General features: G+C 69.4%; 13 protein-coding genes and 1 pseudogene. 7 read left to right on the top strand and 7 right to left on the bottom strand.

The features are described 5' to 3' along the window. Positions 1-5 precede the first annotated feature (5 nt). The 5 genes from OG758_RS03575 to OG758_RS03555 all read right to left on the bottom strand — a co-directional run bounded on the left by OG758_RS03575 (position 6) and on the right by OG758_RS03555 (position 6,281). On the bottom strand, positions 6-887 hold the full coding sequence (locus OG758_RS03575) for a carbohydrate ABC transporter permease (protein ID WP_326708568.1): 882 nt from the start codon (positions 885-887) through the stop codon (positions 6-8). Continuing rightward, entirely contained in the window at positions 884-1,867 is a 984-nt protein-coding gene (locus OG758_RS03570; RefSeq protein ID WP_326708567.1) for a carbohydrate ABC transporter permease, read from the bottom strand. Before OG758_RS03570 ends, OG758_RS03575 begins: the two co-directional genes overlap by 4 nt. 31 nt (positions 1,868-1,898) lie before the next feature. Beyond that, positions 1,899-3,242 carry an ABC transporter substrate-binding protein gene (locus OG758_RS03565; protein WP_326708566.1) on the bottom strand — a complete coding sequence of 448 codons (1,344 nt, stop codon included), beginning with the start codon at positions 3,240-3,242 and terminating at the stop codon, positions 1,899-1,901. A 103-nt stretch (positions 3,243-3,345) separates the two neighbouring features. Then, a complete protein-coding gene (locus OG758_RS03560) occupies positions 3,346-4,521 on the bottom strand; it encodes a substrate-binding domain-containing protein (RefSeq protein ID WP_326708565.1) in 1,176 nt (391 codons plus the stop codon). 275 nt (positions 4,522-4,796) lie between these two features. Further along, positions 4,797-6,281, bottom strand: a complete 1,485-nt coding sequence (locus OG758_RS03555) for a PucR family transcriptional regulator (protein WP_326708564.1) — start codon at positions 6,279-6,281, stop codon at positions 4,797-4,799. A 19-nt stretch (positions 6,282-6,300) separates the two neighbouring features. Between OG758_RS03555 and OG758_RS03550 the strand changes: the two genes are divergently transcribed. The 4 genes from OG758_RS03550 to OG758_RS03535 are packed head-to-tail and all read left to right on the top strand — an operon-like array spanning position 6,301 to position 9,048. Continuing rightward, positions 6,301-6,441, top strand: a complete 141-nt coding sequence (locus OG758_RS03550) for a hypothetical protein (protein WP_326708563.1) — start codon at positions 6,301-6,303, stop codon at positions 6,439-6,441. Beyond that, a complete protein-coding gene (locus tag OG758_RS03545; RefSeq protein ID WP_326708562.1) occupies positions 6,438-7,973 on the top strand; it encodes a purine-cytosine permease family protein in 1,536 nt (511 codons plus the stop codon). Before OG758_RS03550 ends, OG758_RS03545 begins: the two co-directional genes overlap by 4 nt. Positions 7,974-7,978: 5 nt before the next feature. Further along, entirely contained in the window at positions 7,979-8,623 is a 645-nt protein-coding gene (locus OG758_RS03540; RefSeq protein ID WP_326708561.1) for a cyclase family protein, read from the top strand. Positions 8,624-8,658: 35 nt separating this feature from the next. Beyond that, the gene (locus OG758_RS03535; RefSeq protein WP_326708560.1) at positions 8,659-9,048 is read left to right on the top strand and encodes a YybH family protein; all 390 of its coding nucleotides are present in this window, start codon (positions 8,659-8,661) and stop codon (positions 9,046-9,048) included. 81 nt (positions 9,049-9,129) lie between these two features. On the opposite strand, the gene OG758_RS03530 is transcribed toward OG758_RS03535, so the two are convergent. Further along, a complete protein-coding gene (locus OG758_RS03530; protein WP_326708559.1) occupies positions 9,130-9,420 on the bottom strand; it encodes a substrate-binding domain-containing protein in 291 nt (96 codons plus the stop codon). 82 nt (positions 9,421-9,502) lie between these two features. Further along, positions 9,503-9,811, bottom strand: a pseudogene (locus OG758_RS03525) (LacI family DNA-binding transcriptional regulator); the annotation flags it as partial. 603 nt (positions 9,812-10,414) lie between these two features. Here OG758_RS03525 and OG758_RS03520 point away from each other — a divergent pair. The 3 genes from OG758_RS03520 (at position 10,415) to tnpB (ending at position 14,016) form a co-directional block, all read left to right on the top strand. Beyond that, positions 10,415-11,893 carry an FGGY-family carbohydrate kinase gene (locus tag OG758_RS03520; RefSeq protein ID WP_326715786.1) on the top strand — a complete coding sequence of 493 codons (1,479 nt, stop codon included), beginning with the start codon at positions 10,415-10,417 and terminating at the stop codon, positions 11,891-11,893. A gap of 127 nt (positions 11,894-12,020) precedes the next feature. Next, positions 12,021-12,386, top strand: coding sequence for a hypothetical protein (locus OG758_RS03515; protein ID WP_326708558.1), 366 nt, complete (start codon positions 12,021-12,023; stop codon positions 12,384-12,386). A 157-nt stretch (positions 12,387-12,543) separates the two neighbouring features. Further along, positions 12,544-14,016: an IS607 family element RNA-guided endonuclease TnpB gene (tnpB, locus tag OG758_RS03510; RefSeq protein WP_326708557.1), complete on the top strand. Its 1,473-nt coding sequence runs from the start codon at positions 12,544-12,546 to the stop codon at positions 14,014-14,016. The last annotated feature ends 87 nt before the right edge of the window (positions 14,017-14,103 follow it).

Here is a 14,103-nt window from a genome sequence, read left to right as displayed (position 1 = left end):
CTTGCTCACTTGACCGCCCCCGCCGTCAGCCCGGACCGCCAGAACCGCTGGAGGAAGATGAACGCGAGGACGAGAGGAAGGACCGCCAGGAGCGAACCCATGATCACCACCGGATAGTACTCGGGCGAGACGGTCGCCTGGCTGTTCCACTGGAACAGGCCCAGGCTGACGGGATAGAGCTTCTGGTTGGACAGCATCACCATCGGCAGGAAGAAGTTGTTCCAGATCGCGGTGAGCTGGAACAGGAAGACCGTGATCAGGCCGGGGCCGAGCATCCGCAGCGAGACGCGGACGTACGTCGTCAGCTCACCTGCGCCGTCGACGCGGGCCGCCTCAAGGACCTCGTCGGGCACATAGCCCTGGGCGAAGATCCGGCCCAGGTACACGCCGAACGGGTTGAACAGGACCGGGATGAACACCGACCAGAACGTGTTCACGACGCCCGTCGCCGAGGCGATCAGGTACAGCGGCAGCGCGAGCACCGTCTGCGGCACCATCACCGCGGCCAGGACGAGCCCGAACAGCTTCTCCTTGTGCCGGAAGTGGTACTTGTCGAAGGCGTAGCCGCAGGCGACGCTGATCATCGCGCCCAGCGCGGCGCCGAGGACCGCGTACAGCAGGCTGTTGCCGTACCAGCGGCTGTAGAGGCCCCCGTCCATCGCGAACAGGTCCTTGACGTTCTGGACGAACGAGAAGTCCTTGAAGGAAAGGATGTTGCTGCTGAACAGCGCGTCGCGGGACTTGCCGGCGGCGAGCACCAGCCACAGCGCCGGCAGCATGGTGTAGAGGACGGAGATCGCGACGACCACGTTGACGGTCGTCCGGCCCAGCAGACGGGGACGCAGCAGGGTGGACCTGGTGGATCTGCTCAGCTCGGCAGTTGTCATCGGGCGCTCTCCTCGGCCGAGTTGACGCGGTTGGTCCAGCGGGTGACGCCGTAGGAGACGGCGATCGTGATGATGAGGAGGATCACCGACGCGGCGGCCGCCAGCGAGTAGTTGTTGCGGCTGAACGCCGCGTCGTAGATGTACATGCTCGGCGAGAACCGGGCATTGACGACCTGCGAGCCCGCGCGCAGCAGCATCGGTTCCGTGAACAGCTGCAGCGCCCAGATCAGTGTGAACATCGCGACCATGACGATCGAGGAGCGCACCAGCGGCGCCTTCACCTGGAGTGCGGTGCGCACGGGACCCGCCCCGTCGACCACCGACGCCTCCAGAACCTCCCGGGGGACCGCTTGCAGGGCCGCGTAGAAGACGACCATGTTGTAGCCGAGGTTGCTCCACACCGCGATGTTCACGATCGACGGAATCGCGGTGTGCAGGCCCAGGAAGTTGACGGTGATGTCGGCCTTGCCGAGCACGTCGATGATCGGGCTGATGCCGGGGGTGTAGAGGTACAGCCAGATCAGCGCGGCGATGATGCCGGGCACCGCGTGCGGCAGGAACAGGCCCAACTGGGCCCAGGAACGCAGCCGTACGAGACCCGAGTCGAGCAGCAGCGCCAGTGCCAGCGAGCCGACGGTCATCACCGGGATGTAGATCAGGCAGTACAGCGCGACCGTGCCGAGGCCGGACAGGAACGACGGGTCCGTGAGCACGGCGGCGTACGAGCGCAGGCCGACGAAGACCGTGCGCTCCGGGCCGAAGCCGAGGCCCGGCTGGTCGTCGCTGAAGAAGCTCAGCCAGACGGCCGTGCAGACCGGGATCAGGAAGACGAGCGTGAGCAGGACGAAGAACGGGGCCATCAGGACGCCCGCGGCGCCGCCCCGGCGGCGCTTGGCCGCACGCTGCGCCTTGCGCCGGGAGCTGTCCGCCTCCCGCGGGGGAGCCGCCGCCGAAGCGGGGACCTGGGTTGTCGCGGTCATGGGACTCACCTGCCTTTCGGGATGCGGGCGTTCACGTGGAGTGCTGGGTGGTCTTGAGGCCGAGCGCCTTGAGGTCGGGCATCGTGCCGTCCTGTGCGGCGCGCATGGAGGACTCGATCGTCCCGGAGCCCGCCGCCGCCCGGGCGAAGGCATCCGACATGACCTGCCCGGTCGCGGTCATTCGGGGGCCCCAGACCCAGCCGTCGCTGACCTTCTGGGCCTCCTGCTCGAACAGCGCGTAGATGTCCTGCCCGCCGTAGTACGAGCGGTCGAAGGCCGCGCGTCCCACCTTGATCAGCTCGGTCGCGGCCGGGTACTGGCTGCTCGCGCCGCTGGAGAGCCGGGCCTTGAGGGCGTCGGGGTGCGAGACCTGCCACTCGATGAACTCCATGGCGGCCTCGGGGTGCTTGCTGTCCTTGGTGATCGCGAACGTCGAGCCGCCCTGGGTGCCGAGCGCCGGCTTCGAGGGGTCCCACTGGGGCTGCGGGGCGATCCGCCACAGTCCCTTCTGCTGGGGGCGGGCGTTCATCTGCGCCCCCGCGTCCCAGGCGCCGCTGTGCCGGGTCAGGACGAGGCTGTTGCCGACCTGGGCGTCGGCCTCGCGGCTGTTGGGGGGACTGACGTAGACGAGGTCCTCGTCGATGAGCCGCTGCCAGTACGTGGAGACGCGGCGCGTGGGGGCGTCGGCGAGCGACACGTTCCAGGCGCCCTTCGAGGTGTCGAACCAGTGCGCGCCGGCTCCCCAGCACCAGGCCGAGAACTGGCCCATGTCCGTGGAGAAGAAGGTCACCCTGCGCTGGCCGCCGGTGCGGCGGACGGCGCGTGCCAGATCGGTGTACTCGTCCCACGTGGTGGGAACCTCGAAGCCGTACTTGTCGAAAAGGTCCTTGCGGTAGTGCAGCACCAACGGCTCGACGTCCAGGGGCACGCTGTACGTGCGCCCCTCGAACGTCGTCAGGCCGAGCGCCTGCGGCAGCAGCTTGGCCTTGAGCTTGTCGCTGATCACGTCCGTGATGTCGCGGGCCACACCGTCGATCGCGTAGCCCGGGACCTGCGGGTACTCGATGGTGGCGACGTCGGGCGCGTTGCCCGCGCGAGCCGCGTTGCTGAGCTTGAGATATCCGCCGGAGGTACCGGACGGTATCTGTTCGAAAGCGACCTGGATGGTGTCGTGCGTCTTGTTGAACGCGTCCACCACTTCCTGGCTGCCGCGCAGCGCGGACCAGAACGTGATGGTGGTCGTGCCTTTGGTACCGGACTTGCTGCTGCTCCCGGATGACGCGCTGTCGTTCCCGCTGCAGGCGCTCAAGGCGCCTGTCAGGGGCAGCGCGGTGATCGCGGCGAGCACCGATCGACGGCTCTGTCGACCAGGCATGGGCGCCTCCCGCGGCTCCTGCGTGTTCGAGTCACGGGAATCCTGATCGGCTGACCGGACCTGGTCAATAGATCGATCAGAAGAAAATTAAACGGTCAAACGCTCATTGCGGAGCGGCGGTTGTGCCAGAGGTCTCCGAGGTCTCGGGTGCCTGCGCTTCCGTGGCGTGCGGTGCCCGTGTCGAACCGCGCACCTGCAACGTGGGCAACAGCTCCAGGCGCCGCGCAGGCCCCGCCCCGGAGGCCGTCGCGGGTGACTGCCCGCCGAGCCGGCGCAGGAGCAGCTCCGCCGCCGCCCGGCCCACCTCGGCCTTCGGTGGCGAGACGGCCGAGAGCGGGGTGCTGCCGAGACCCGCGACCACGTCGTCGTACGCGATCACGGAACAGTCTTCTGGGACCCGCACCCCACCGTCGCGCAGCGACTGCACCAGCATGAGCGCGTCCACATCACCGTGCAGCACGGCTGCCGTGGCACCCAACTCGGCCAGTAGCGACGGGAGGTCGATGGGCTTTTCCGCCGTCTCCGCCACCGGGTCGGGAGCCGCTCCGGGCGAACTGAGCGCCACCGCCCACTTGTCCACGTCCGGATGGTCCGCGGCGATCTCGACGAACGCCGCACGCAGGGCACGGGCGGTCGGGCTGTCGTCCCTCGCCGCGAGCACGATGCGCCGGTGGCCGAGCCCGGTGAGGTGCTCGACGGCGAGATGGATGCCGTACCAGTGATCGGTGCAGACCGTGTCCACGGCGTGCAGCGCGCCGCCGCGCCGGGGCCTGCGCTCCATCACGACCGCGGGCACCGGCAGGCGCGCGAGCCAGGCGTAGTCGGTTTCCTCCGTGGCCCTGCTGCGCCAGCGCGGGGCGATGAGCAGGCCGCGCGCGCCGTCGGCCAAAGCCTGTTCCACGATGGGCTGTTCGGCTCCCGCGACGGCCGGTGCGATGTGCAGTGCGATGCGGATGCCCGCCTCCTCGAAGGCGCTCCGGGCGCCGTGCAGCGCCTCGTACAGATACGAGTGGCGCTCGGGGACGACGACGGCGACCGGACCGCCGTCGGCCATCGGCTCGGCGGCGGGGGCTGCGGCACGTCCCGTCTCGGACAGCACCGGGCGGGCGACGCCGTGTCCCCGGCGCAGCTTGCCCTCCCTGGCGAGTTCCTCGACATCGCGGCGCAGGGTCACCACCGACACCGCGAGTTCCGCGGCGAGATCGCTGACCCGCGTCGCCCCGCGCGACTGCACCACGGCGAGAATCCGCTGCCGCCTGAGATCGACCGGCTCACGCATACTGATGGCCCCCTCGACACCCGCTGTTCGTTTGAGCGCTTCAATGAACGCTTCGGCGGCAGCATAACCAGCAGGTGGCCGGGAAGGTCAGCCCTTGGGCGGCTGGGACATCACTCAGGGGTGTCGTGCCTAGTAGCCCCCGAACGGCGCGTGGTCCGTCAGGGCGAGGGCGCGCACGACGCAGCGGAGGCGGACCGGTCGACGGGCGACTGAGCGCACGGCAGCGGGTCGGTGGGTCGGTGGGCGCGTAGACGGAGGTCCGGAGCGGGCGTGGATCAGTCCAGAAGCCCCAGCTGTCCGGCCGCCCGGATCGCGAGCCACACCTCCGCGAAGGAAGCCGTGGACGACAGATCCCGGCCCGTCAGCTCGCTGAAGCGGCGGAGGCGGTAGGAGAGCGTGTTGGGGTGGATGTGGAGCGCGGCCGCGGCCTCGTCGGTGCGCCGGTCGCGTTCCATCCACGTACGCACCGACGGGAGCAGCCGGGAGCCGTGACTGCTGTCGTAGCGCAGCGCGTCGCCCAGTACGTGGTCGACGAGCGCGGTGAGCGCGGCGGGGTCGTCGGGCAGCCAGCGGCCGGTGGCGTCGTCGGCGTAGCGGACGAGGGGGCGGCCGGACGCCGCCGCGTGGGAGGCGGCCCACAGGGCTTCGCGCCGGGCGACCCGCAACGAGGCGCCGGGCCGGACGGGGCGGCTCATGCCGGCCGTCACCCCCGGGAGGGCTGCGATCGTGTCGCCGAGGCGGGGCGAGCCGAAGAGGTAGCGGTCGTCGCCCCGGTTGAGGAGCAGGCAGGGCTCGTCGTGGAGGGCTTCCAGCACGGCCTGCTGCGTCACGCCCCTGACGACCGCCAGAGCGGCCTCGCCCTTGATGGAGTGACGCAGCAGATGGCGCTTCGCGACGGCCGGATCGAGCGCGTCCTGCAGCAGCTCTGCCAGGATCTCGGTCCCTTCGCGGCGCAACGTCTCGCGCTCGGTGCGGACCATGGCGAGTTGGAGTGCGGCCACGGTGGCGATGTGCTGCACGACGGCGAGGCCCGCCGGGCGCGCGCCGTCGTGGGCCATGGCGATGAGGAACCCGGCGGGTCCGCCGGGTGAGGGTACGGGGAGCGCGAATCCGCCGGGGATCGTCGGCGGGGCGTCGGCCGAGCGGGGCAGCAGAGACGGGTCCGGCGCGGGCACGCCGGGCAGCAGGGGCCGGCCCTGCCGGGTGCACAGGTAGATGGCGTATCCGGAGAGGTTCTCCAGGCGGCTGAAGAGTTCGGCCGTGTCGAGGTTCTCCGAGGTGAGCCAGCGCAAGGCGCCGAAGACCTGGAGCTGGGCGCCGAGCCGGTGGCGGGCGTCGTCCTGGACCGCGGCCGCGACTTCCTGCGCGACCGCGATGAAGGGGACGGCGAGCGGTACTTCCAGGACCGGCATGCCGCGCTCCTCGGCCGCGGCGTGGAACGCCTGGCGCAGCGGCGGCATGTGCAGCTGGGCGGAGACGGCCAGGGCGGCCACCCCGGCGTCGTCGAGCCGTTCCAGATAGGCCCGCTGCCCGGCGGCCGAGCGTGGCATCGCGAGCCCCGTCGTCATGATCATTTCGGCGCCCAGGAGCCAGGGCGTGGGGTCGTCCAGCTCGCTGACATGCGCCCACGACACCGAGCGAGTCAGGCCTGCCGCGCCCGCGACCAGGCGCAACTGCAACGCGGGGTAGGACAGCAGGTCCGCGACGGTCACCCGCTGGCGGTCCACCCCGTCGATGCAATGTTCTTTGTGCTCAGCCACAAAGTGAGGCTACCTCTTCGTGCCTGCACCGATTGCCGTGGCAATCCCTTGCCGTGCACACTCACCCGACCACCTGCATGTTTCGCTGTCGCGCGAGGAACTGCCCGCCGCGTCCGCCGACGACCTGATCAACCTGCTCGCTCCCAAGGAGGACGAATGAGTGATTCCCCGGCTCTGACAGAGGTGGAGCAGTACGGAGTCGAACGCATCCCTGACTCGGACCGCTCCGCCAAGCCCCTGGACCTGTTCCGGGTCGCGTTCGGTGGTGCCAACACCTTCGCCACCTGCGTGCTGGGCGCCTTCCCCATCCTGTTCGGCCTCTCGTTCTGGCAGGGCCTCGCGGCGACCGTCCTCGGCCTCGTGGCCGGTGCGCTGATCCTGGCGCCGCTCGCGGTGTTCGGCCCGCGCAACGGCACCAACAACGCCGTGTCGTCCTCGGCCCACCTGGGTGTGCACGGCCGGATCGTCGGCTCGTTCCTCTCGCTGCTCACCGCCGTCGCGTTCTTCTCGATCTCCGTGTGGTCCTCCGGAGACGCCCTGGTCGGCGGCGCGCACCGGCTGATGGGAGTGCCGCAGAACGACGGTGTGTTCGCGCTGGCGTACGGGGTGTTCGCGCTGCTCGTGCTGACGGTGTGCGTGTACGGCTTCCGGTTCATGCTGTTCGTGAACAAGATCGCGGTGGTGGCGGCGTCGACGCTCTTCGTCCTCGGCTTCTTCGCCTTCGCCGGGGACTTCGACCCGGGCTACCAGGGGTCGTTCTCGTCCGCCTCGTCCGCCGGGTTCTGGCCCGCCTTCATCGGCTCCGCCCTGATCGTGCTGTCCAACCCGGTCTCGTTCGGCGCCTTCCTCGGCGACTGGGCCCGCTACATTCCGGCACAGGCCTCGAACCGCCGGGTCGTCACGGCCGCGTTCGCGTCGCAGATCGCGACCATCCTGCCCTTCTTCTTCGGCCTCGCCACCGCCTCGATCATCGCGGAGAAGGCGGCCAAGTACATGGACCCGAGCGCGTCGAACTACGTCGGAGGACTCCTCGCGATCGCGCCCGGCTGGTACTTCCTGCCCGTGTGTCTCCTCGCGCTGATCGGCGGCATGTCCACCGGCACCACCTCGCTCTACGGCACCGGTCTCGACTTCTCCAGCGTGTTCACGCGGTTCAGCCGCGTGCAGGCGACGCTGTTCGTCGGTGTGCTGTCGATCGGATTCATCTTCCTCGGCCGCTTCGCGGCCAACCTGTCGCAGTCCATCTCGACGTTCGCGACGCTGATCATCACGTGCACCGCCCCCTGGATGGTCATCATGATGCTCGGCTGGCTGACCCGCCGCGGCTGGTACGACCCCGACTCGCTCCAGGTGTTCAACCGGCGCCAAAAGGGCGGCCGTTACTGGTTCGCCCACGGCTGGAACTGGCGCGGCATGGGCGCGTGGCTGACCTCCGCGGTCCTCGCCCTGACGTTCGTGAACCTGCCCGGCCAGTTCGTCGGCCCGCTCGGCGACCTGGCCGGCGGCGTGGACCTCTCGCTCCTGGTGGGCCTCGGCGTCGCCGCCCTCCTCTACCTGGCCCTGCTGTGGCTCTTCCCCGAGCCGCGCGAGGTCTACGGGCCCCAGGGTCCGCGCCTGGTCCGCGCCTCGAACACGCCCGTCCCGCCGATCACCGACGACGTCCCCGTGCCCGTCGCCGCCGGAAAGGCGTGACGGCCATGCGCCTCGTGGACCTCTCCGTCGAGCTCGCGACCGGCATGCCGGTCTACCCCGGCGACCCGCGCGTCACCCTCACCCCGGCCCTGAGCGTCGCGGCGGACGGCGTGAACGTCCTGCACCTGGACATGGGGTCCCAGTCCGGTACACACGTCGACGCGCCGTTCCACATCGACGACTCGCTGCCCACCCTCGACCAACTCCCGCTGGACCGTTTCGTGGGAGAGGCCGTCGTCGTTGATGCCCGCGGCGCGCACCCGCGGTCACCGCTCGGGCCGGACCTCTTCGAGGGCCGGATCCGGGCCGGGGCGATCGTCCTCGTGGCCACGGGATGGTCGGCGCACTGGGGCACCGACGACTACCTCACCCACCCCTACCTGACCCGGGAGGCGGCCGAACTCCTGGTCGCCGCGGGAGTGCGTACGGTCGGCATCGACGCGCTGAGCGTGGATCCCACCCCCGCCGACGAGTTCCCCGCCCACCGGATCCTGTGCGGGGCGCACGCCGTGATCGCCGAGAACCTGACCGGACTCGGCCCCCTGGTCGACGCACAGTCGGCGGGCGAGCCCATCGAGGTCTCGCTGCTGCCGCTCAAACTGCCTGCCGCCGACGGCGCACCCGTACGCGCCGTCGCCCGCATCGGCTGAACCGCCCGCATTCCTGCCAGAGGGAGTACCCCCCCATGACCGACGAGGTCCTGAAGGCCGCCGACGCCCTGGTGTCAGCATTCGGCGAAGGCCGTCTCGACGACTACTTCGAGGCGTTCACGCCGGACGCGACGTTCGTCTTCCACACCACGTCCGAACGCGTCGCGTCCACCGCCGACTACCGCGCCCTGTGGAACCGTTGGGTCGCCGAGGACGGATTCCGGATCGTGCGCTGCACATCGGCCGACCAGCTGGTGCAGCCCTTCGGCGACACCGCCGTCTTCAGCCACCGGGTCGAGACCACGGTGGCCACGACGGCCGGCGAGGAGACGCTCCGCGAACGCGAGACGATAGTGTTCACCCGCCAGGACTCCGGCCGCTGGCTCGCCGTCCACGAGCATCTCTCACCGGCGCCCGAAGCCTGACCTGTCGCTCCACGACGTCGCCCGGAACACCTCAGGCGTCCCGGGCGACGTCGCCGTCGTTCCGGCACACGGTCGACGAGGTCACCCCCGGACCGGTCCGCGTCCGCTCGTCGAGTCCCTGGCCTGGAGGGACGTACGCAGGACCACTGTCTGCAGTGGCTTGTCCGTGCCGTCGATGCGTTCCTGCAGGAGCCCCGCCGCCGCGAACCCCAGCTCGCACGAAGGGAGTTGGACCGAGGTGAGCGACGGGGTGACCAGTTCGGGCCACGGGACGTCGCCGAAGGAGAGCAGGCCGGTCCGCGGAGGCTCGCGGCCCACGTCGCGCAAGGCGGCCAGAGCGCCCACCGTCATGAGGTTGTTCGCCACGAACACGGCGTCCGGGGGGTTCCGGCAGGGCGAGGAGACTCGCCATCGCGGCCCGCCCGCCCTCGACGCGGAAGTCGCCGTGGCAGACGTACTCGGCGGGCGGCTCGCCCTGCCCGGTCTCCCGCAGACGGTCCCTCAGGACCGCACGGTACCCGGCGAGGCGCTCGTCCGATGTCGAGGTGCCCTCGGGTCCGGCGATGCACGCGATCCGCCGGTAGCCCCGGGCGAGCAGGTGCTCGGTGGCCTCCTCGCCGCCGTGCTGGTTGTCCAGCATCACGGCGTCGACCGACGCTCCGCGCGGCCGCCGGTCGACCGCGACGACCGGCGTGCCGCGGTCGACGAGCGCGGACAGGTCCGTGCGGTGGCGGGACGCAGCGGCGATGATGACCCCGGCCATCTGCTCGCCCGCGGCCACCTCCAGGTAGCGGTGCTCCTTGTCGACGTCCTCATCACCGCCGCGGTGGTCACGGCCGTGGCACTGCTCTTCCACTCGATGGCCGCCTATGCTCTGGCCCGGCTCAAGTTCTCCGGCCGGGACGGTATCTTCGTGGTCATCTTCTCGACACTGCTGATCACCGCACCCGTGATCCTGATCCCGCGGTTCGTCGTCGTCCGGACGCTCCGGATGCTCGACAGCTACGCGGCACTGATCATCCCGCCGCTCTTCAACGCCTTCGGGATCTTCCTGCTCCGCCAGTTCTACCTCGGCATACCGAAGGAGCTGGAGGAGGCGGCGATCGTAGACGACTGCGGGTACTGGCGGGTGTACTGGAACATCATCCTGCCGCTGTCCCGGCCCATCCTCTCGGCGCGTCGCGTCCTTCAGCACCCAGTACGGCGCGAACTGGAACCACGTCCTGGCCGCCGCCGTGGTCGCGGTGATACCCATGCTCGCCCTCTTCCTCGTCTTCCAGCGCCAGATGGTCGAGTCCATCAAGACCTCCGGCCTGAAATGACCCAGCGCAACGCTCCGGAACGAACCGAGAAATACGGTGCTCGTATGCCTCAGTCAGCAGTCATCGGTGTGGACATCGGAACGTCCAGCAGCAAGGGTGTCCTGGTCGGCCTCGACGGCACCGTGCTGCACACGGCCGTCCGCGAACACGTCGTAGACCGCCCGGCTCCTGGGCACGTCGAGATGGACGCGGACATCTGGTGGGGCGAACTCGCCTCCCTCACCCGCGAGTTGACCTCCGCACACGAAGCGGACGTGGTCGCGGTCGGAGTCAGCGGCATGGGCCCCTGCGTGCTGCTCACCGACGAGAACGACACACCTGTACGCCCCGCGATCCTGTACGGCGTGGACACCCGCTCCGTCCCCCAGATCGAGCGGCTCGAAAGTGAGCTGGGCGCCGACGAGGTCGCCCGCCGCTGCGGCTCGCGGCTCACGACCCAGGCCGCGGGCCCCAAGGTGGCGTGGATCGCCGAACAGGAACCGGAGCTCTTCCGCCGCGCCCGCCGGCTCTACATGCCGAGCTCCTGGCTCGTACGCAGACTGACCGGCGCCTACGTCCTCGACCACCACTCGGCCAGCCAGAGCACCCCGCTCTACGACATCGTGGCCCGCGACTGGTACACCCCGTGGACCGACCGCATCGCCCCCGGCATCGAACTTCCCGAACTGCGCTGGTCCGGCGAGGCGGCGGGCACGGTGACCGCCGAGGCCGCACACCTGACAGGTCTGCCGACAGGCATCCCGGTCACCACCGGGACCATCGACGCCTGGGCCGAGGCGCTGAGCGTCGGCGCGCACGGGATCGGCGACCTCATGCTCATGTACGGCACGACGATGTTCCTCGTCCACACCGTGCCGGGACTGCTGCGTGACCCCTCGCTATGGAGCACCGTCGGCGCCCTCCCCGACACCCGCAACCTCGCCGGCGGAATGGCGACGTCCGGCGCCGTCACCAGCTGGCTGCGCGACCTGTTCGGCAGCGACGACTACCGGCAACTGCTTCACCTGGCCGAGGAGTCGGGCCCCGGCGCGGGCGGCCTGCTGATGCTTCCCTACTTCGCCGGGGAACGCACCCCGATCACTGACCCACGGGCGCGCGGCGTCATCGCCGGCCTCACGCTCTCCCACACCCGGGGAGACCTGTACCGAGCGGCCCTCGAAGGCACGGCGTACGGAGTGCGGCACAACATCGAGGCCATCGAAGCGGCCGGCGGTGACATCCGCCGCGTCGTCGCCGTCGGCGGCGGCACCCAGGGACGCCTGTGGACCCAGATCGTCTCGGACGTCACCGGCCGGGCCCAAGAGGTACGCACGACGTCCATCGGGGCCTCGTACGGAGGGGCACTCCTCGCCGCCCAACTGGTGAGCGACGCCCGCATCGACATCTGGAACCCGGTCCAGGAAGTGGTCACCCCGCGTCCGGAGATGACGTCCCGTTACGACGAGCTGTACGCCCTGTACCGCGAGCTCTATCCGGCGTCTTCCCATGTCGTCCACGCGCTGTCCGACTTCCAGTCCCGCTGAACGCCAGGAAGTACCCCTGCTGTGCAGGGACTCCCTCCCACATTCTTCCTTCCGCACACCTACGGAGCGTCCGCATGCCCTACGCCGTCCCGCAGCCCCTCACTCCGTCCGCCGCCGAGCCGGCACCGTGTACACCGTCGCCAGTGGCGACCTGCGCCCGGCCGCCGACATCACCGGATGGCCCTCGCGGCAGGAGCTGGAGGCAGACCTGGCCGCCGTGCTCACGGACCTCGGCCGGACGGTGCGCCTAGCTCACGCCGTCGACGAGAAGAAGGGGCACGGCTTCATCGACAGCCAGCGCGCCGGCATCGAGGTCTTCAAGCAACTGCCGCCGGACGCCCCGCTGATCGTCGTCGAAGGGGCTAACAATTGCTGTGGGATGCATAGTCGTATCTCGACGAACGTCTTCTTTTCTCTGACGCTTGGGGGTGCTCGTCCTGTCAGGCATCCAGGGCTTTTGCCTCCTATGGGAGGGTTCGTCCGATCTTCTTAGGTTTGGGAATGTTCCGGGCTTTGGCGGTGGAGGTTGTGGAGGGTGCGTCAGGCGATTTCCAGCCGCTCGCAGGTTTCACCGCTGGTGATTGTTCCGTTGATCTGTTCCATGATGCGTAGTGCATAGTCAATGACTGGCTAGTGAGGGGGTGTTCAGGGTGAAGAAGTTCCAGGCGCAGTCGGGCTTTGTGGTGCAGGCGTTCCGTTTCGCCCTGGACCCGAATGCGATTCAGGAATCCGCGCTGCGGTCGCACTGCGGGGCTGCTCGGGCCGCGTACAACTGGGCTGTCGGCTGGGTGACGGCCTCGTGGTGGCAGCGGAAGGCGGAAGCCTCGTACAAGGTCGCCGAGGAGGAGCTGACGCCGTGGCGGCCGTGGTCGCTGCCCGCGCTGCGTAGGGAGTTCAACCAGGTCAAGCGCACCGATCGGCGCTATGCCGACTGGTGGCACGAGAACTCCAAGGAGGCGTACAGCACCGGCCTGGCCAACGCGGCTGCCGCGTTCGACAACTACACGAAGTCGAAGAACGGCCGCCGCAAGGGTGCCCGCATGGGTACGCCACGTTTCAAGTCCAAGCGCAAGGCCCGTCTTACGTGCCGGTTCACCACCGGTAGCATCCGCGTGGCCGACGATCGGCACGTGACGCTTCCGGTGCTCGGAACCATCCGCACCCATGAGTCCACCGTCAAGCTTCTGGCCCGCCTGCAGGCCCAAACGCCACGCATCCTGTCCGCGACGGTGCGCCATGAGCGGGGCCGCTGGTTCGTGTCCTTCCAGACCGAGGTCAAGCGGGAGATCACCCGGGTGACCCGTCCTGGTGTCGCAGTCGGTATCGACCTCGGAGTGAAGGTGCTCGCGGTGATGGCCGACAGCGCCGGACAGATCCGCTACGTCGACAACCCCAAGCACTTCGAGGGCGAACACAAGCGGCTGCGGCGTCTGTCCCGTCGCGTGTCGCGCCGCCAGGGGCCGGCCGTGCACGACCGGGCCACCGGCAAGACCATCCGCCAGCAACCGTCGAAACGATGGGTCAAGGCGAACGCGGAACGCAACCGCGTGCACCACCGCGTGGCGAACCTCCGCGAAGATGCCCTGCACAAGCTCACCACCGCCGTGCGTGCCGAGTACGGCACCGTCGTGGTCGAAGACCTCAACGTCGCCGGCATGCTCCGCAACCGCCGTCTGGCACGGAAGATCGCCGATGCCGGATTCGCAGAGATCCGCCGTCAGCTCACCTACAAAGGCCGGCGCAACGCCTGCCCCACGGTCGTCGCCTCGCGCTGGTACCCGTCCTCGAAAACCTGCTCGTCGTGCAAGACAGTGAAAGCCAAACTGCCCCTGCACGTGCGAGTGTTCTCCTGTGACGCGTGCGGCCTGGTCATTGACCGGGACGAGAACGCCGCCCGTAACCTAGCCGACCTCGCATCGGCCGGCACAACCGGTACCGGAGTGGCCGGAGACCGGGGCACGCCTAGCGTGCCGAAACCGCGTGGAGCCGACCAGAAGACCCGGGCCAGCCGGGCCAGCCGCAAAGCTGACCCGGTGCGGGCAGGTGGCGCAGAACCGCCCCACAGGCGGAAGGAACCGCGAGACCTTCAACAGGACACCACCGCCCAGCTCGGGCTGTGGTGACACCGTTAAGGACCATCTGTGCGCAAACGCACGGATTGCTGAGATCTGACTATGGCCTCAGCAACGGTCTGGCAGTACAGCCACCAC

Origin of the sequence: Streptomyces sp. NBC_01474 (assembly GCF_035918215.1) — a bacterium.
GTDB classification, from domain to species: domain Bacteria; phylum Actinomycetota; class Actinomycetes; order Streptomycetales; family Streptomycetaceae; genus Streptomyces; species Streptomyces aureus.
The sequence above is the reverse complement of the archived record's forward strand: the minus strand, read 5'-3'. Positions and strand labels throughout refer to the sequence as shown.